This is a genomic window from Streptomyces sp. NPDC028298 (assembly GCF_055565895.1).
Genome location: NZ_JBVHTL010000002.1, coordinates 213,609 through 231,104 on the forward strand (window position 1 = coordinate 213,609; position 17,496 = coordinate 231,104).

Here is a 17,496-nt window from a genome sequence, read left to right on the forward strand (position 1 = left end):
GCGAAACCCGCGCGTGTACAGCCCCCGCGCGCCCACCGGGCGGCGCCGATGAACCGCTCTCACGGCCTGACCAGCCGTAGTGAACATCCACAGAAAGGCCCCTGCATGCGGACCGGCACACAGCACGCGGACGTCGCCACGGCGGAACTGGATACGGCCCTGCGGGGCGGCCCCTTCCATGTCGCACTGCGCGCAGCGATCACCGCCCGCGGGCTGCCGCTGCAGCGCGTGCAGCACCATCTGTCGCGATACGGCGTCAGAGTCGGGGTGACGAGCCTGAGTTACTGGCAGCAGGGCGCCCGCCGCCCCCAGCGCCCCGAGTCGCTGAGAGCCGTCCGGGCCCTGGAGGAGATCCTCCAACTGCCCGACGAGTCCCTGATCAGACTGCTGGCCGAGGCCGAGGAGCGCTCCGATCCGGAACGGCCCACCGGGCGTTCCTACCGTTCCCTCGTCGAGGCCTCCGGTGTCCTGGAACGGCTGCTGGCCGAACTGGAGTCCCCCCTCGACGGCGGTCTGCACACCCTCGGCCATCACGAACGGGTCCGCATAGGCGCACGTCGCGAACTGCTGGGCCGCGAGTCGCACCACATCGTGCGCGCGCACAAGGACGGCGTGGACCGCTATGTCGCCATCCATCACGGCGACCCCGGATGCGCGCCGGATCAGACGACGGTCCGGGCGCTGGAGAACTGCCGTACGGGACGGGTGCGCTGGCACCGCGACACCGGCGTGCTCGTCGCGGAACTGCTCTTCGACACCCGGCTGCGGGCGGGAGAGACGTTCCTCTTCCGCTACGCCTTCGAGGACGGCACGGCCGGGGCGTCCAGCGAGTACGTCCGCGGGTTCGGCTTCGCCGGCGGCCAGTACGCGCTCCAGGTGCACTTCGCCGAGAACGCGCTGCCCGTGCGCTGTCACCGCTTCACCCAGCACTCGGCCGCCGCGCCCCGCAGCGGCCGGCAGGAACTGCCGCTGAGCGGCCGGCACCGCTCGGTGCACCTGGTGGAGCCGCGCGTGCGGTCGGGGATCGTCGGGATCGGCTGGGACTGGGAGTGACCTCTCGGCCGCTCCCGTCTCAGGCGCCCGGCCCCGCGACGATGTTCCCGCCACGCTCCTCGACGGACAACGGGTGCAGGGGCACGGTGGCCGGTGCCCGCAGCACCTTGCCGGTCTCGGCGTCGAACTCGCTGCCGTGACACGGGCACACGAGGGTCGTGCCCTGCAGCTTGTTGATGGCGCACCCGGCGTGCGTGCAGATCGAGCTGAACGCCTTGAGCGCACCGTCGTCGGCACGGCTGACCACGACGTTGTGGTCCTCGTACAGCTCGGCACCGCCCTTGCCGACGTCACTCGCCGCGCCGAGGACGACGGGAGCGGTCGGCGTGGCGGGAGTCCCGCCTCCGCTGCCGCCGCCGGAGCACGCGGCGAGGCCGAGCCCGGCCACCGGGGTCAGCGCCGCTCCCCGCAGGACGGTACGACGGCTCGCGGACGGACGGCCGGACATGGCATCTCCACTGGTCGAGGGTGCCGGCGGACACTGCGCCGACGGCGCCGGGGCTGAACGGCGAGGGTGCCGCACACCGACCATACCGGTACAGATCATTCCGCCGTTGCCGGGGCCGATCCATGGGTCGGTTCGTTGACCGGCCCGCGTGCCGGCCTGTGTTCCGGCTTGTGTTCCGGCTTGTGTTCCGGCCCGCGTGCAGGCCTGTGTGCCGGTCCGTGCGGCTCGTCACGTAAACGCTTGCGCAAACGTATGCGTAAGCGTTTACGTCCGCCGGTGGATGGGATACGTTCACCCGCGAGCGACGGGTTCCGTTCGGCGTCGCGGTCCGGCGTCCACACTGTGCACCGGCCGGCACCGGGCCCGCGGCTCCCAGGCGGGCATCCGGGACCCAGGGAGGGAGCGCCATGGCGACGATGGCCGACGTGGCCCGGCGGGCGGGGGTGTCCATCGCGACCGTCTCGCACGTCCTCAACGACACCCGTCCGGTGCTGCCCGGCACGCGCCAGGCCGTTCTCGACGCGATCGACGAGCTGGGCTACACGCACAACACCCTCGCCCGCTCGCTCGTCACCTCCCGTACGCGGTCCATCGGGCTCGCGGTGTCGGCGATCAGCAACCCCTTCTTCACGGAGATCCTCCAGGGCGTCGAGGCCGGAGCCCTGGAACACGGCTACGGCCTGCTGATCGCCGATCCGCACGACGACCCCGAACACGAGCGCAAGGTCGTCCGCCTCCTGCACGAACGGCGCGTGGACGGAATGATCATCGCGCCGTCGGCGGCTCCCGACGCGCTCCTGCGCTACCTGGAGCAGCACGACGTACCGACGGTCTTCCTGGACCGGCTCGTGAACACGCCCGCCGGAAGCGGCTTCCGCCACGACCAGGTCTGCGCCGAGAACACCGCCCCCATGGCGAGCCTGGTGACCCACCTCGCCGAACGGGGCCACCGGCGCATCGGGCTGGTGGCGGGCCTGCCCGGACTCAGCACCACTTCGGAGCGGATCACCGGCTACCGGCACGGCCTCGCACAGGCCGGACTTCCCTACGACGAACGGCTCGTGGCGCACGGCGACTCCCGCGCGGAGGCCGCCGAGGAGGCCACCCGGCGGCTGTTGTCGCTCGGAGCGGCGCCGAGCGCGCTCGTGACCGCGAACAACGCCATGACCGTCGGCGCGCTCCGGGCCCTGCGTGACCAGGGTCTGTCCGTGCCGGGCGACCTGGCGCTGTGCTGCTTCGACGACTTCTCCTGGGCGGATCTGTTCACGCCGAGGCTCACCGTGATCGCCCAGCCGAGCAAGGAGATCGGGGCCACGGCCGTCCGGCTGCTCCTGGAACGGCTGGCGTCCCCGAACCTGGAGAGCCGCACCGTCCGGCTTCCCTGCGCCTTCGTCCACCGCACCTCGTGCGGCTGCCCCGCGGGCGCCGCGCGCACTGCACGCTCCGAAGGCTCCGAAGGCTCCGAAGGCTCCGAAGGCTCCGAAGGCTCCGAGAACGAGATACCGAGGAAAGGACCCGAGTCGTGATCGTCGTCGCCGGTGAGGCTCTGATCGATCTGGTGCCGCAGGGCTCCGGCGCCCTGGCGGGACTGCTGCCGCGCCTGGGCGGCGGCCCCTACAACACGGCGGTGGCGCTCGGCCGTCTCGGCTCCCCCACGGCCTTCTGCTCCCGCGTCTCCCGCGACGCCTTCGGGGAGGCCCTCCTGAGCGGGCTCGTCACCGCGGGCGTCGACGTGTCCTCCGTCGAACGCGGCGGCGAGCCGACGACGCTGGCCGTCGCCACGATCGGCACGGACGGCTCGGCCGCGTACTCCTTCTACGTCGAGGGCACGGCGGACCGTCTCTTCGCCGCCCCGGACCAACTCCCCGACGGGACTAGGGCGGTGTCCTTCGGGACCTGTTCGCTCGTCCTGGAGCCGGGCGCGAGCGCGTACGAGGAGCTGATGCGGACCGCCGCGGCGCGGGGCGTCTTCACCGCGCTCGACCCGAACATCCGCACCGGGCTGATCCCCGACCCGGACGCCTACCGTGCCCGGTTCAAGAGCTGGCTGCCGTCGGTGTCCCTGCTCAAGCTGTCCGAGGAGGACGCCCGGTGGCTCGGCGGCACCCCGAGCGAATGGCTGGCGGCCGGTCCCTCCGCCGTAGTGATCACCCGGGGCGGTGACGGACTCACCGCCTTCACCCGGGACGGCGCGGTGCACTCCGTGCCCGGCGAACCGGTGGACGTGGTGGACACCATCGGTGCCGGTGACACCGTGAACGCGGCGCTGCTGCACGGCCTGGCCACCCGTGACGCCCTGTCCGCGACAGCCTTGACGGAACTGGGCCCCGAGGGCTGGACCGAGCTTCTGCGCTTCGCGGCCCGCGCGGCGGCGGTCACCTGCTCGCGCGCCGGAGCCGAACCGCCGTACGCCCGCGAGCTCGGCGATCTCTAGGCCGGATCCTCGACAGGCGGTGCCCCGCGGGGAGTTCCCGCGGGGCACCGCCTGTCGAGACATGGCACCGCACCTGTCCGGCACGCACCACACCCGTCCGGCGCACCGGACCGGGTCCGGTGTGCCGGAGCGGCCGGGTCAGGCCTTGCGGGCCCGCGTGGTCTTCTTCGCGGGAGCCGCCTTCTTGGCCGCCGTGGTGGCGGTCTTCTTGGCCGCCGTGGTGGCGGTCTTCTTCGCCGCGGCCGCCTTCTTGGTGGCCGTGTTGTTGACGGTCTTGGTGGCCGTCTTCCTCGCCGTCGTCCCCGCGGCGACCGTCTTCTTGGCGGTCGCCTTGCGCGGGGCCTTCACGGGAGCGGCGTCGCTGATCCGGTCGGCGCCGAGGATCTCGCGCAGGAACTTGCCGGTGTGGCTGGCCGGAACGCCGGCGACCTCCTCGGGCGTGCCCTCGGCGATCACGAGACCACCGCCGTTGCCGCCCTCGGGTCCCATGTCGATGACCCAGTCCGCGGTCTTGATGACATCGAGGTTGTGCTCGATGACGATGACCGTGTTGCCCTTGTCGACCAGCCCGGACAGCACCGTGATGAGCTTGCTGATGTCCTCGAAGTGCAGGCCGGTGGTCGGCTCGTCGAGGACGTACACGGTGCGGCCGGTGGAGCGCTTCTGGAGCTCGCTGGCGAGCTTGACGCGCTGCGCCTCGCCGCCGGACAGCGTCGGCGCGGACTGGCCGAGCCTGACGTAGCCGAGGCCGACGTCGTTGAGCGTCCTGAGGTGACGGGCGATCGCGGGCACGGCCTCGAAGAAGCCGAGCGCCTCCTCGATGGGCATGTCCAGGACCTCGGAGATGGACTTGCCCTTGTAGTGGACCTCCAGGGTCTCCCGGTTGTAGCGCGCCCCGTGGCAGACCTCGCAGGGGACGTACACGTCCGGCAGGAAGTTCATCTCGATCTTGATGGTGCCGTCGCCGGAGCAGTTCTCGCAGCGGCCGCCCTTGACGTTGAAGGAGAAGCGGCCGGGCAGATAGCCCCGCACCTTCGCCTCGGTGGTCTCGGCGAACAGCCTGCGGACGTGGTCGAAGACTCCGGTGTACGTCGCCGGATTGGAGCGGGGGGTGCGGCCGATGGGCGACTGGTCGACGTGCACGACCTTGTCGACGAGGTCGTCGCCGTCCACGCGCGTGTGGCGCCCCGGCACGTTCCTCGCGCCGTTCAGCTCGCGGGCCAGGTGGGTGTACAGGATGTCGTTGACCAGGGTCGACTTGCCGGAACCCGATACACCGGTGACGGCGGTGAGGACGCCCAGCGGGAAGGACACGTCGATGTCCCGGAGGTTGTTCTCGCGGGCGCCGTGCACCGTGAGCCTGCGGCCCGGGTCGGCGGGGCGGCGGATGTCCGGGGTGGGGATCTGCCGCTTGCGCGAGAGGTACTGCCCGGTGATCGACTCGGTGTTGCCGAGAAGTTCCTTCAAGGGACCGCTGTGCACGACCTTGCCGCCGTGCTCACCCGCGCCGGGACCGATGTCGACGACCCAGTCGGCGATCTTGATGGTGTCCTCGTCGTGCTCGACGACGATGAGCGTGTTGCCCATGTCGCGCAGGCGGACGAGGGTCTCGATCAGCCGGTGGTTGTCACGCTGGTGCAGACCGATGGAGGGCTCGTCGAGGACGTACAGGACGCCGACGAGTCCGGAGCCGATCTGGGTGGCCAGGCGGATGCGCTGGGCCTCACCGCCGGAGAGGGTGCCCGCCGCGCGGTTCAGCGACAGATAGTCGAGGCCCACGTCGACCAGGAAGCGCAGCCGTTCGTTGACCTCCTTCAGGACGCGCTCGGCGATCTTCTTGTCGCGGGCGTTGAGCTTCAGCTCTCCCAGGAAGTCCGCGCAGTCGCTGATGGACATCGCGGCGACCTCGGCGATGGACTTCTCCATGACCGTGACCGCGAGGACGAGCGGCTTCAGGCGTGTGCCCTCGCAGGTGGGGCAGGGCACCTCGCGCATGTAGCCCTCGAAGCGCTCGCGGCTGGCGTCGCTCTCGGACTCGCTGTGGCGCCGCTTGACGAAGGGGACGGCCCCTTCGAAGGGCGTCGTGTACACGCGCTCGCGGCCGTACCGGTTGCGGTAGCGGACCTCGATCTGTGTCTTGTGGCCGTAGAGCAGGGCCTTCTTGGCGCGCTGCGGCAGCCCGGCGAACGGGATGTCGGTCCGGAAGCCCAGCGCGTCCGCGAGGGCGCCGATCAGCCGGCCGAAGTAGTCCTTGGTGTGTCCGTGCGACCAGGCGTGGATGGCGCCCTCGTCCAGGGACTTGTCCTCGTCCGGGACGATCAGCTCGGGGTCGACCTCCATCCGCGTGCCGATGCCCGTGCACTCGGGGCAGGCGCCGAACGGCGAGTTGAAGGAGAAGGAGCGGGGCTCCAGCTCCTCGAAGGACAGGTCGTCGTACGGGCAGTACAGGTGCTCCGAGTACATGCGCTCGCGGTCGGGGTCGTCCTCGGGGAGGTCGACGAAGTCGAGCACGACCATGCCACCGGCCAGCCCGAGGGCGGTCTCCACGGAGTCGGTGAGACGGCGCTTGGCGGAGTCCTTCACCGTGAGACGGTCGATGACCACCTCGATGGTGTGCTTCTCCTGCTTCTTCAGGGTCGGCGGCTCGCTGAGCTGGATCGTCTCGCCGTCGACCCGGGCACGGCTGTACCCCTTGGTCTGGAGGTCGGCGAAGAGGTCGACGAACTCACCCTTGCGCTCGCGCACCAGCGGCGACAGGACCTGGAAGCGGCTCCCCTCCGGAAGCTCCAGCACCTTGTCGACGATGGCCTGCGGCGACTGCCGCGAGATGGGACGGCGGCACTCGGGGCAGTGCGGCTTGCCGATGCGCGCGAAGAGCAGGCGGAGGTAGTCGTAGACCTCCGTGATGGTGCCGACCGTCGAGCGCGGGTTGCGCGAGGTCGACTTCTGGTCGATGGAGACGGCCGGGGAGAGACCTTCGATGAAGTCCACGTCCGGCTTGTCCATCTGGCCGAGAAACTGCCGGGCGTACGAGGACAGGGACTCCACGTAGCGCCGCTGGCCCTCGGCGAAGATCGTGTCGAAGGCGAGGGAGGACTTGCCCGACCCCGACAGGCCCGTGAAGACGATGAGCGAGTCGCGCGGGAGGTCGAGCGAGACATTCTTCAGGTTGTGCTCGCGCGCTCCACGGACGATGAGACGGTCGGCCACGCCGGTCCGTACCTTTCTTGAGAGAAGTGACAGGGGCCGCGGGCCCCCGTCTTCTCAGACTAGGGCGAGCCACTGACAGCGCCGGTTGCTTTCGCTGGTTCACAACAATCCCGGACCATCCAGCATGCCCGACGCCACCGTCGAGCCTATAGCACGCGCATTCGATTTACGGGGGCGGCCGACCAGCTTCACCCGAACGTGTGGCGGGGCTAGGGTCGACCTCATGATGGATCATGTGCGCGACCTGGCGTCTGTACGTGACGCGACGGAACGACTGCTCACCGCGGTCGCCAAACTGGACAACGCCGCCGTGGCCGAGCCGTCACGGCTTCCGGGCTGGAGCCGTGGGCATGTGCTCGCCCACCTGTCCCGCAACGCGGACGCCCTGGTGAACGTTCTGGAGGGGCGGCCCATGTACGCCTCCGCGAGCACCCGGGACGCCGACATCGAGCGGGACGCCCCGCGCCCGCTGGAGACACAGCTCGCCGACCTGCGGGAGAGCGCGGCCCGCTTCGACGGGACGGGAGCCGCTCCCGCGGACTGGTCCCGCACGGTGGCCCTGCGCAACGGCGTCACCGACTCCGCGGCCCGGGTGCCGTTCCGGCGCTGGGTCGAGGTCGACCTGCACCACGTGGATCTGGGCATCGGCTACGAGCTGGAGGATCTGCCGGAGGAATTCGTGAACCGGGAGATCGACTTCCTCGCGGAGCGGTTCGCCGGCCACAAGGACGTGCCCTCCACCGCGCTCGGCGCCGGCGACGGCCGGTCGTGGACCACGGGCGGCGGCGCCGAGGGCGGACCGGTCGAGGTCCAGGGCCCGGCGGCCGATCTGCTCGGCTGGCTCTGCGGCCGCCGTGACGGCTCCGCGCTGACGGTTCGCGGCGGCCGTCTTCCGGCGCTGCCTCCGCTATAGGCTGCCGTCATGACGTACAGCGGAGCGGTGACGGTCGGCGGCCCGGCCGACGTGCACGAGCTGCAGGACCTGATGATCTCCAAGGTCGCGGTCGGCCCCATGGACAACAACGCGTATCTGCTGCGCTGCCGGGCCACCGACGAGCAGCTTCTGATCGACGCGGCGAACGAGGCCTCGACCCTGCTCACCCTGATCGGTGACGACGGCATCGCGTCCGTCGTCACCACGCATCAGCACGGCGACCACTGGCAGGCGCTCGCCGAGGTCGTGGCCGCCACCGGCGCGCGCACCTACGCGGGCCGGGACGACGCCGACGGCATCCCGGTGCCGACCGACGTCCCCCTCCAGGACGGCGACACGGTCAGGGTGGGCAACGTGGAACTCACCGCGCGCCACCTGGTCGGGCACACACCGGGTTCGATCGCGCTCGTCTACGACGACCCCCACGGTCACCCGCACGTGTTCACCGGCGACTGCCTCTTCCCCGGCGGTGTGGGCAACACGCGCAAGGACCCGGAGGCCTTCGCACAGCTCATCCACGACGTCGAGACGCGGATCTTCGACGTACTGCCGGACGAGACCTGGGTGTACCCCGGCCACGGCGACGACACGACGCTGGGCGCCGAGCGCCCGCACCTGCCGGAGTGGCACGCGCGCGGGTGGTGAACACGAGCACGGACGCACGCGGGGCGTGAAGCCTCGCGTGCGCCCCGTGTGAACCGAGCGCACACGCTGATGTCCCACGCGCGCTCCCCTGTCCATCACCGGTGCAGTCCACTGGAGGCGGCCCCGCGCAGGATGACGGCTCCTGGGCGGCAGGGCCGCCGGCCCCCGATCCCGCCCTCGGCCGGCGGCCCCGGCCCCATTCCCCCCGCCCTCGGCGGTGACCGGACCCAGGTGCGCGGGACGGCTGTGGCCGCGGAGTTCACACTGCCGCAACACGCATTCCCACCATGCGGACAATTACCGCTGTGACCTGGACAGTTGGCCTCGTTCGCTGCCACTCTCCGGCCATGTACCGACCCCAGCGCGCCCTGCGCCCCGTCGCCTCCGCCTGCACCGTCGCCCTGCTCGCCCTCGCCGTCGGCTGCGCCCCGCAGCCCGAGAGCGAGGCCTCCGGCAAAGCCTCCGGAAGCACCGCCGGGAGCTGCGCCAAGGGTTCGTTGAGCACGCGGACCGCCGGCAAGCTCACCGTCGCCACCGACGAACCGGCGTACGAACCGTGGTTCAAGGACGACAAGCCCGCCAACGGGAAGGGCTTCGAGTCCGCGGTGACCTACGCCGTGGCGAAGCGGCTCGGCTATGCCGACGCCGATGTCGTCTGGCAGAGCGTGCCCTTCAACAAGGCCTTCGCCCCCGGTGCGAAGACCTTCGACTTCGACATCAACCAGGTGTCCATCAGCTCCGAGCGCCGGAAGGCCGTGGACTTCTCGTCCGGCTACTACGACGTGCGCCAGGCGGTCATCGCGCTGAAGGGCTCCAAGGCCGCGAAGGCGACGAGTCTCGCGGACCTGAAGGATCTGAAGCTGGGCGCGCAGGTCGGCACCACCAGCCTGGACTACATCGACGACGTGGTGAAGCCGGCCCGGCAACCGGCCGCGTACGCGAAGAACGACCAGGCCAAGTCCGCCCTGAAGAACGGCCAGGTCGACGCCATCGTCACCGATCTGCCGACGGCCTTCTACATCACGGCCGCCGAGGTGACCGACGCGAGGATCGTCGGGCAGTTCGAGAACAGGGGTGGCACGCCGGAGCAGTTCGGGCTCGTCCTCGACAAGGGGAGCGCGCTGACCTCCTGCGTGACGAAGGCGGTGGACGCCCTGCGCGCGGACGGCACGCTCGCGAAGATCGAGGAGCAGTGGCTGTCCGAAGCGGTCGACGCCCCGGTGCTCAAGTGACGGCGAGGACGGAGCAGCCGGGAGAGGACGCTTCCGAAGACGAGGCGTCGTCCCAAGGCGCGCGCGACGTTGGCGTGCTCGGAGCCGGGATACCCCAAGGGAGCCCGCCCGAACGGGACCTGCCCGGTGGAACGGTGCCCGGGCGGAGCGAGGTGTACGTCCCGTCGCGGCGGCGGATCGAACGCGAGCGCCACAAGCGCGGCCGGGCCCGCCGGTCGGCGGCCGTGGCCGCGTTCTCCACCCTCGTGACGGCCGTGGTGCTGTACCTCGTCGTGGTCAACGCGCCGGGCTGGCCGCGCACGAAGGAGACGTTCTTCGACGCGTCGCTGGCGCGTGAGGCCCTGCCCAAGGTCCTCGACGGACTCTGGCTCAACCTCCGGCTGTTCGCGGTGTGCGGCGTCCTGGTGCTCCTGCTGGGCACCCTGACGGCCGTGGCGCGCACGCTGCGCGGGCCGGTGTACTGGCCGGTGCGCGCCCTCGCCACGGCGTACACCGACTTCTTCCGCGGCCTGCCGCTGATCATCTGTCTGTCGATCGTCGTGTTCGGCGTACCCGCGCTCCAGTTGCAGGGCGTCACCACGGACCCCGTCCTCCTCGGTGGCGCGGGCCTGGTGCTGACGTACGGGGCGTACGTCGCGGAGGTCGTCCGCGCCGGCATCGAGTCCGTGCATCCCTCGCAGCGGGCCGCGGCCCGCTCGCTGGGCCTCACCGCACGGCAGACCCTTCGCCATGTGGTGCTGCCCCAGGCCGTCCGCCGTCAGGTCCCGCCGCTCCTGAACGACCTGGTGTCCCTCCAGAAGGACACCAGCCTCGTCTCGATCGGCGGCGCGGTGGAGGCGATGCGTTCCGCGGACATCATCGTCGGCCGCAGCCTCAACTACACGGCCTACATCGTGGCGGCGCTGCTCTTCGTGGCCCTGACCATTCCCATGACGCGTTTCACCGACTGGGTCACCGCCCGCATGGACCGGCGCCGCGGCCAGGGAGGCATCGTATGAGCACGGCACCGGCACCCGGCGGTCCGCTGTTGCGGATGGAGTCCGTCCGCAAGACCTTCGGCGACTCGGTCGTCCTGCGGGACGTCGATCTGGAGGTCGCCCCGCACACGGTCACCACGCTGATCGGCGCGTCGGGCTCGGGGAAGTCCACGCTGCTGCGCTGCGTGAACCTCCTGGAGGAGGTGGACGACGGAGCGATCTGGCTGGACGGCGAGGAGATCACCGACCCGCGGACCGACCAGGACCGGGTGCGCCGGCGGATCGGCGCCGTCTTCCAGGCCTACAACCTGTTCCCGCACATGACCGTGCTGGAGAACATCACCCTCGCCCCGCGCCGCGTCCACGGGGTGAGCCGTGCGGACGCCGAGGCGCACGCGCGTGAGCTGCTCGAACGGCTCGGGCTCGGTGCCAAGGCGGCCGAGTACCCGGACCGGTTGAGCGGTGGCCAGCAGCAACGGACCGCGATCGTCCGCGCCTTGGCCGTACGTCCCAGGCTGCTGCTCCTCGACGAGATCACCGCCGCACTCGACCCCGAACTCGTGGGCGAGGTCCTGGACGTCGTCCGCGATGTGAAGGAGGACGGCATGACCATGGTCCTGGCCACCCACGAGATGGGCTTCGCACGCGAGGTCTCGGACCAGGTCTGCTTCCTGGAGGACGGCGTGATCCTGGAGCGCGGCACACCCGAACAGGTCTTCGGCGACCCGCGGCAGGAGCGCACGCGGCACTTCCTCAAGCGGATCGTGGACGCGGGACGCGGGTGATCCCGGGGCGTCGGCGCATCAGAGCGGACGCCGCCTCCGCGGTGGTGGAGACGGCCGGGTCTCCGACCGGATCCCCCCGCTCAGGTGTCCGCCCGCCCCGTTCCCGCGAGCGCCGCCACCCGCTCCACCGCGAACGCGTACCCCTGCACGCCGCAGCCCGCGATGACCCCGTCGGCCCGCAGCGAGACATACGAGTGGTGCCGGAACTCCTCGCGCTGGTGGATGTTGGAGATGTGGACCTCCACCACCGGAAGTCCGTCACAGGTGTTGAGCGCATCCAGGATGGCCACAGAAGTGTGCGAGTACGCGGCCGGATTGATGACGATCCCCGCGTGGTTCAGCCGGGCCTCGTGGATCCAGTCCACCAGCTCGCCCTCGTGGTTGGACTGCCGGAAGTCCACCGTTCCGCCGTGCGCGGCCGCCGCCTTGACGCACAGCGCCTCGACGTCCGCCAGCGTGTCGGAACCGTAGATCTCCGGCTGCCGCTGCCCGAGGAGATTCAGGTTGGGGCCGTTGAGAACCATGATCGGGGCGTCGGCGAGGGTGCGGGGCACGTTTCCTCCGGTCCATCGGGTCTGCCGGTCCGTCAAGGACCGCTGCTCGGAACCGGTTTATCACGGTGCGCCGAGAGCGGGAGCGCTCGTACGCTCTCGCCATGACGACACCCGCGTACCCGCCCAAGCCCGTACCCGGTGACCGGATAGCCGTGATCTCGCCGTCCAACGGACTGCCCGGCCTCCTGCCCCTCCCGTACGAACTGGGTCTGGAGCGGCTGCGCAAGGAGTTCGGCCTGGAACCGGTCGAGTACCCGGCGACCCGGAGGATGGGGTCGACTCCGCGGGAACGGGCCGACGACATCCACGCGGCGTTCGCCGACCCCACGATCAACGCGATCCTCGCCTCCATCGGCGGCGACGACCAGATCACCGTACTGCCGCTGCTGGAGCGTGAGTTGATCCGCGCGCATCCGAAGCCGTTCTTCGGATACAGCGACAACACGAACCTCCTGGTCCACCTGTGGAACACCGGAATCGTCGGCTACCACGGCGCCACGGTGATGTGCGAGCTCGGCCGGCCGGGCGCCATGGACCCGCTGACCGCGGAGTCCCTGCGGGCCGCCCTGTTCACGTCCGGGCCCTACGAGCTGCGTCCCGCCGACCGCTTCCGCCAGGTCGACGCGCCCTGGGAACTGCCGGAGAGCTTCCTCACCGAGCCGAGGACCGAGCCGGGCACGGGCTGGACGTGGATCCGCCCGGACCGGGTGGTCGAGGGCCGTTCCTGGGGCGGCAACATCGAGATCCTGTCGTGGCTGCTGATGGCCGACCGCGAGATCGCCCGTGATCCTTCCGTGTACGAGGGTCACGTGCTGTTCCTGGAGACCTCGGAGGACATGCCCGGGGCCGACGACGTCTTCTGGATCCTGCGCTCCATGGGCGAGCGCGGCCTGCTGCGGCAGTTCCCGGCGCTCCTCATGGGCCGCCCCAAGGCGTGGTCGTTCCGACGACCCCTCGAACCGGAGGACAGGGTCCGCTACGCCCAGGAGCAGCGCGAAGCGGTTCTCCGTGCCGTCGGCACATACGCCCCGGACATGATGGTCGTCTTCGATGTGGATCTCGGTCATACCGATCCGCAGATCGTCATCCCCTACGGAGGGACGGTCCGCGTCGACGGCCCGGCCCGGCGCATCACCGTCACCTACTGACACATGCCGCGCTCCCGCACGCCCCCGTAACCGGCGATCACTGTGGGTAGTTGATCCGGCATGCACGACGTACGCACCGTAAGGGCGCCCTCCATGCTGCGGCTCGCCGCCGCCTCCCTCACCGGGACGGCCATCGAGTTCTACGACTTCTTCGTCTACGGCACCGCGGCGGCGCTGGTTCTCGGACCGCTGTTCTTCCCGACGTTCTCCCCGCTGGCCGGGACGCTGGCGGCCTTCGGGACGTTCGGCGTCGGATTCGTGGCCCGCCCGCTCGGCTCGATGCTGTTCGGGCACATCGGGGACCGGCACGGGCGACGGCCGGTGCTGCTGGGCTCGCTGCTGCTGACGGGCGCGGCGACCGTCGCCGTCGGCTGTGTCCCGACGTACGACCGCATCGGCGCCGCGGCTCCCGTACTGCTGCTGGTGCTGCGCTTCCTTCAGGGACTCGGACTCGGCGGCGAGTGGGGCGGGGCGGTGCTGCTGACCGCCGAGCACGCGCCCGCCGGGCGGCGCGGGCTGTGGTCGAGCTTCCCTCAGATCGGTCCGTCCCTGGGATTCGTGCTGGCCAACGGCGTGATCCTGGTGCTGTCGTCGACGCTGTCCGACACGCAGTTCGCGCAGTGGGGCTGGCGGGTGCCGTTCTGGGCGGCGGGAGTGCTCGCGGTGGCGGGGCTGTGGCTGCGCCGCTGCGTCGAGGAGACGCCGGGATTCCTCGCCCTGGCCGACCGCGCGCGCGTACCGCTCGCCGAGGTGGTGCGCGACCACTGGCGGCTCGTCCTGCTGACGGCCGGCGGGCTCTCCGTCGGCTACGCCGTCTTCTACACGGTGACGACGTGGGCGCTCGCCTACGGTGTCGACCAGCTCGGCGTGAGCCGCACGGTCATGCTGACCTGCATCATGGCCGCGGTCGTGGTGAAAGGCTCACTGACTCCCCTGGTGGCCCTGCTGGGGGATCGTTACGGACGGCGGCCGCTGTGCATGGCGGGCTGCGCGGGCGCCGCGCTGTGGATGTTCCCGATGATCGGGCTGCTGTCGACCGGTGAACCCCTGCTGATGTTTTTCGGCTTCCTGGTCGCGCTGATCGCCTTCGTCACCATGTTCGCGGTGATCGCCGCGTATCTGCCGGAGCTGTACGAGCCGCGGGTGCGCTGCACGGGCGCCTCCGTCGGCTACAACCTGGGCGGCGTCCTCGGCGGCGCGCTCACTCCGCTCGTGGCGACGGCGGTGGCGAGCGGGGAACGCGTGCCGTGGGGTGTGGCCGCCTATCTGACCGGGATCGCGGTGCTGAGCCTCGGATGCTTCGCGCTCCTGCCGGAGACCCGGCCGGTGCCGAGGCTGACGGTCGTCCCCGTCACGGACTGATGCCGTTCAGGGGTTGATGGCCAGTTCCAGGTAGGCGGCGAACACGACCAGGTGAACGCCTCCCTGAAGCGGGGTGGCCCGCCCGGGTACGACCGTCAGGGAGCTGACGACCACGGTCAGCGCGAGCAGCACCATCTCGGTGGGGCCCAGGCCGAGGACGAGTGGCCCGGAGAGCCAGATCGAGGCCAGGGCGACGGCGGGGATGGTCAGTCCGATGCTCGCCATCGCGGAGCCGAGAGCGAGGTTCAGACTGGTCTGCACCCGGTCCCGGCGGGCGGAACGCAGCGCGGCGATGGTCTCGGGGAGCAGCACGAGCAGCGCGATGATCACACCGACCACGGAGTGCGGCATGCCGGCCGCCTCGACCCCGGACTCGATGGTGGGCGAGACGCCCTTGGCGAGGCCGACGACACCGACCAGGGCCAGCCCGAGAAGCCCCAGACTGACGCCGGCCTCGCGGGCGGACGGCGCGTCGGCGTGCTCGTCCACGTCGATGACCTTGCCCTGCTGGGTGATCGGCAGGAAGTAGTCCCGGTGCCGGACGGTCTGCGTGGCCACGAACAGGCCGTACAGCACCAGCGAGGCGACCGCGGCGAAGGTGAGCTGAGCGCCGGAGAACTCCGGGCCCGGCTTGCTGGTGGTGAAGGTCGGGAAGACAAGGCTGAGCGTGGCGAGCGTCGCGACGGTGGCCAGGGCGGCTCCGGTTCCCTCGGCGTTGAACACGGCCAGCCCGTGGCGCAGCGACGCGACGAGCAGACACACGCCGACGATCCCGTTGCAGGTGATCATCACCGCCGCGAACACCGTGTCGCGTGCCAGCGTCGAACTCTTGTCACCGCCGTCCGCCATCAGGGTGACGATGAGGGCGACTTCGATGATCGTGACGGCGACGGCGAGGACGAGGGATCCGAAGGGTTCCCCCACCCGGTGGGCGACCACCTCGGCGTGATGGACCGCGGCGAGCACGGAACCCGCGAGGACCAGGGTGACCAGGGCGACGACAGCGCCCGGCAGGTCGCGCCCCCAGGTGAAGGCCAGCAGCACCACCGCGATCACGGGCACCACGACGGTCCACCGCGTCACGAGTGACCTGAGCCGAACGATCATGCCGCGATCGTCGCAGTGGAAGGCGCGCCCCGCACTCCGGCGGCGCGCCCCGCGTTCATGACGCGGGGCACGATGCGGGCGTGAGGCACGGCGGAGGCGTGGGGCGCCGCGACGGGATGGGGTGCGGTCTCGGCGCGGAGCGCGGTCCCGGCGTGGGGTGCTGTCCTGGCACAGGGCGCCGTCCCGGCGCGAGGCGCATTCCCGGCGTGGGGCGCCGTCCCGGCATGGAGCGCGGTCCGGGATCGCGGCGGTCGGGCCCCAAGGGGCGCCGGGAGCGGTGGCGGCCGGTGCTCCGCGCGCCGCTCCCGGGGGTGGCCGTCGCCCCGTCCGGCACGGTCAGACGTCAACGCTCTCCTTCGAAGCGCTCTCGGCCGCCTCACGTGCCGCCTGCTTCCTGGTGGCGAACAGACTGGTGATGGTGGTGACCACGAGGACCGCGCAGATCACGCCGAGCGAGACCGGGATGGATATCTCGGGGACATGGACGCCGGATTCGTGCAGCGCGTGCAGGACGAGCTTGACGCCGATGAATCCGAGGATGACCGACAGGCCGTAGCTGAGGTGGACCAGCTTCTTGAGCAGGCCGCCGATGAGGAAGTAGAGCTGTCGCAGACCCATCAGCGCGAAGGCGTTGGCCGTGAAGACGATGTACGGGTCCTGGGTCAGGCCGAAGATCGCGGGGATCGAGTCGAGGGCGAAGAGCACGTCGGTGGTGCCGATCGCCAGCATCACGACCAGCATCGGCGTCATGACCCGCTTGCCGTTCCGGCGGATCCACAGCTTGGTGCCGTGGTAGCGGTCGGCGACACCGAACCGTCGCTCGGCGGCCTTGAGCAGCCTGTTCTCCTCGAACTCCTCCTCGTCCTCGTCGGCCCTGGCCTCCTGGATCAGCTTCCAGGCGGTGTAGATGAGGAAGGCGCCGAAGATGTAGAAGACCCAGGCGAAGTTGGCGATGATCGCGGCGCCGGCGGCGATGAACACCGCGCGCAGGACGAGGGCTATGAGGACGCCCACGAGGAGCACGCGCTGCTGGTACTTCGAGGGCACGGCGAACTTCGCCATGATGAGGACGAAGACGAAGAGGTTGTCGACGCTCAGCGACTTCTCGGTGATGAAGCCGGCGAAGAACTCTCCGGCCGGCTGTCCGCCGGCGAAGAGGAGCAGTCCGAGTCCGAACAGCCCGGCGAGGGCGATCCAGACGACGGTCCAGATTCCGGCTTCCTTGATCGATACGTCGTGCGGCTTGCGGCCGATGAAGAAGTCGACCGCGATCAGTGCGGCCAGCCCCACGATGGTCAGGACCCACAGGGTCAGGGAAACATCCACTGCGCCTCCGGCAGTACGTAACGGCAGATTTCAGTCGTTCGCCACCGGAGGTCTCTTCCACCCGGGTCCACAGGGGCGCTGGATACGCCCCGCGGTGCACGGGCCGACGCCCCGGGATCTGACTCGATCCGTATTGACGGGTGCGCCGCAGCAGATAGGGAGTACTCCCCTCCGAATGGAAAAAGAGTACCCGAATCACCAAGGAAAGGTAAAGAGGAAAGTAAAAGAAGGTCCAAGTGCCCTGGTCAGGAGGCTTTACGGTTGCTTGGGGAAGCCCTTCG

The 17,496-nt window shown here is 70.4% G+C and carries 15 protein-coding genes; 10 read left to right on the forward strand and 5 right to left on the reverse strand.

Going from position 1 to position 17,496, the window contains the following annotated elements:
- Positions 1 to 105: 105 nt before the first annotated feature.
- Entirely contained in the window at positions 106 to 1,053 is a 948-nt protein-coding gene (locus tag ACZ4TO_RS09520) for a hypothetical protein (RefSeq protein WP_382795856.1), read from the forward strand.
- A 19-nt stretch (positions 1,054 to 1,072) separates the two neighbouring features.
- Here the strand turns inward: ACZ4TO_RS09520 and ACZ4TO_RS09525 are convergent, their stop codons facing one another.
- Positions 1,073 to 1,501: a Rieske (2Fe-2S) protein gene (locus ACZ4TO_RS09525; protein WP_385044288.1), complete on the reverse strand. Its 429-nt coding sequence runs from the start codon at positions 1,499 to 1,501 to the stop codon at positions 1,073 to 1,075.
- A gap of 407 nt (positions 1,502 to 1,908) precedes the next feature.
- Here ACZ4TO_RS09525 and ACZ4TO_RS09530 point away from each other — a divergent pair, with 407 nt between their 5' ends.
- Complete coding sequence (locus tag ACZ4TO_RS09530) at positions 1,909 to 3,027, forward strand: LacI family DNA-binding transcriptional regulator (protein ID WP_468023896.1); 1,119 nt, start codon at positions 1,909 to 1,911, stop codon at positions 3,025 to 3,027.
- Positions 3,024 to 3,935 (forward strand): carbohydrate kinase family protein, encoded by a 912-nt coding sequence (locus ACZ4TO_RS09535; protein ID WP_468023897.1) that lies wholly within the window; start codon positions 3,024 to 3,026, stop codon positions 3,933 to 3,935. The genes ACZ4TO_RS09530 and ACZ4TO_RS09535 overlap by 4 nt, the downstream gene beginning before the upstream one ends.
- Before the next feature lie 138 nt (positions 3,936 to 4,073).
- On the opposite strand, the gene uvrA is transcribed toward ACZ4TO_RS09535, so the two are convergent.
- Entirely contained in the window at positions 4,074 to 7,145 is a 3,072-nt protein-coding gene (gene uvrA, locus ACZ4TO_RS09540) for an excinuclease ABC subunit UvrA (protein ID WP_382795845.1), read from the reverse strand.
- 223 nt (positions 7,146 to 7,368) lie between these two features.
- Here uvrA and ACZ4TO_RS09545 point away from each other — a divergent pair, with 223 nt between their 5' ends.
- The 5 genes from ACZ4TO_RS09545 (at position 7,369) to ACZ4TO_RS09565 (ending at position 11,718) form a co-directional block, all read left to right on the forward strand.
- Positions 7,369 to 8,058 carry a maleylpyruvate isomerase family mycothiol-dependent enzyme gene (locus ACZ4TO_RS09545; protein WP_468023898.1) on the forward strand — a complete coding sequence of 230 codons (690 nt, stop codon included), beginning with the start codon at positions 7,369 to 7,371 and terminating at the stop codon, positions 8,056 to 8,058.
- 9 nt (positions 8,059 to 8,067) lie between these two features.
- Positions 8,068 to 8,724: an MBL fold metallo-hydrolase gene (locus ACZ4TO_RS09550; protein WP_382795841.1), complete on the forward strand. Its 657-nt coding sequence runs from the start codon at positions 8,068 to 8,070 to the stop codon at positions 8,722 to 8,724.
- Between the two features lie 347 nt (positions 8,725 to 9,071).
- Positions 9,072 to 9,956, forward strand: a complete 885-nt coding sequence (locus tag ACZ4TO_RS09555) for an ABC transporter substrate-binding protein (RefSeq protein ID WP_468023899.1) — start codon at positions 9,072 to 9,074, stop codon at positions 9,954 to 9,956.
- A gap of 119 nt (positions 9,957 to 10,075) precedes the next feature.
- A complete protein-coding gene (locus ACZ4TO_RS09560) occupies positions 10,076 to 10,954 on the forward strand; it encodes an amino acid ABC transporter permease (RefSeq protein WP_468024354.1) in 879 nt (292 codons plus the stop codon).
- Positions 10,951 to 11,718, forward strand: coding sequence for an amino acid ABC transporter ATP-binding protein (locus tag ACZ4TO_RS09565; RefSeq protein ID WP_382795834.1), 768 nt, complete (start codon positions 10,951 to 10,953; stop codon positions 11,716 to 11,718). Before ACZ4TO_RS09560 ends, ACZ4TO_RS09565 begins: the two co-directional genes overlap by 4 nt.
- A gap of 80 nt (positions 11,719 to 11,798) precedes the next feature.
- On the opposite strand, the gene aroQ is transcribed toward ACZ4TO_RS09565, so the two are convergent.
- A complete protein-coding gene (gene aroQ / locus ACZ4TO_RS09570; RefSeq protein WP_361693472.1) occupies positions 11,799 to 12,272 on the reverse strand; it encodes a type II 3-dehydroquinate dehydratase in 474 nt (157 codons plus the stop codon).
- 101 nt (positions 12,273 to 12,373) lie between these two features.
- Here aroQ and ACZ4TO_RS09575 point away from each other — a divergent pair, with 101 nt between their 5' ends.
- Positions 12,374 to 13,420, forward strand: coding sequence for a S66 family peptidase (locus tag ACZ4TO_RS09575; protein WP_468023900.1), 1,047 nt, complete (start codon positions 12,374 to 12,376; stop codon positions 13,418 to 13,420).
- 60 nt (positions 13,421 to 13,480) lie between these two features.
- Entirely contained in the window at positions 13,481 to 14,782 is a 1,302-nt protein-coding gene (locus ACZ4TO_RS09580) for an MFS transporter (RefSeq protein WP_468023901.1), read from the forward strand.
- A gap of 6 nt (positions 14,783 to 14,788) precedes the next feature.
- On the opposite strand, the gene ACZ4TO_RS09585 is transcribed toward ACZ4TO_RS09580, so the two are convergent.
- Positions 14,789 to 15,889, reverse strand: a complete 1,101-nt coding sequence (locus ACZ4TO_RS09585; protein ID WP_385044269.1) for a calcium:cation antiporter — start codon at positions 15,887 to 15,889, stop codon at positions 14,789 to 14,791.
- Positions 15,890 to 16,225: 336 nt separating this feature from the next.
- Positions 16,226 to 17,215, reverse strand: a complete 990-nt coding sequence (locus tag ACZ4TO_RS09590) for a TerC/Alx family metal homeostasis membrane protein (RefSeq protein ID WP_382795820.1) — start codon at positions 17,213 to 17,215, stop codon at positions 16,226 to 16,228.
- Between the last annotated feature and the right edge of the window lie 281 nt (positions 17,216 to 17,496).

What these genes read in the sequence shown, in the direction of transcription:
- ACZ4TO_RS09545 (WP_468023898.1), top strand. Translation starts at nt 7,369, where the DNA reads ATGATGGATCATGTGCGCGACCTGGCGTCTGTACGTGACGCGACGGAA.
- ACZ4TO_RS09580 (WP_468023901.1), top strand. Translation starts at nt 13,481, where the DNA reads ATGCACGACGTACGCACCGTAAGGGCGCCCTCCATGCTGCGGCTCGCC.
- ACZ4TO_RS09575 (WP_468023900.1), top strand. Translation starts at nt 12,374, where the DNA reads ATGACGACACCCGCGTACCCGCCCAAGCCCGTACCCGGTGACCGGATA.
- ACZ4TO_RS09520 (WP_382795856.1), top strand. Translation starts at nt 106, where the DNA reads ATGCGGACCGGCACACAGCACGCGGACGTCGCCACGGCGGAACTGGAT.
- ACZ4TO_RS09585 (WP_385044269.1), bottom strand. Translation starts at nt 15,889, where the DNA reads ATGATCGTTCGGCTCAGGTCACTCGTGACGCGGTGGACCGTCGTGGTG.
- ACZ4TO_RS09565 (WP_382795834.1), top strand. Translation starts at nt 10,951, where the DNA reads ATGAGCACGGCACCGGCACCCGGCGGTCCGCTGTTGCGGATGGAGTCC.
- ACZ4TO_RS09550 (WP_382795841.1), top strand. Translation starts at nt 8,068, where the DNA reads ATGACGTACAGCGGAGCGGTGACGGTCGGCGGCCCGGCCGACGTGCAC.
- ACZ4TO_RS09525 (WP_385044288.1), bottom strand. Translation starts at nt 1,501, where the DNA reads ATGTCCGGCCGTCCGTCCGCGAGCCGTCGTACCGTCCTGCGGGGAGCG.
- ACZ4TO_RS09530 (WP_468023896.1), top strand. Translation starts at nt 1,909, where the DNA reads ATGGCGACGATGGCCGACGTGGCCCGGCGGGCGGGGGTGTCCATCGCG.
- ACZ4TO_RS09555 (WP_468023899.1), top strand. Translation starts at nt 9,072, where the DNA reads ATGTACCGACCCCAGCGCGCCCTGCGCCCCGTCGCCTCCGCCTGCACC.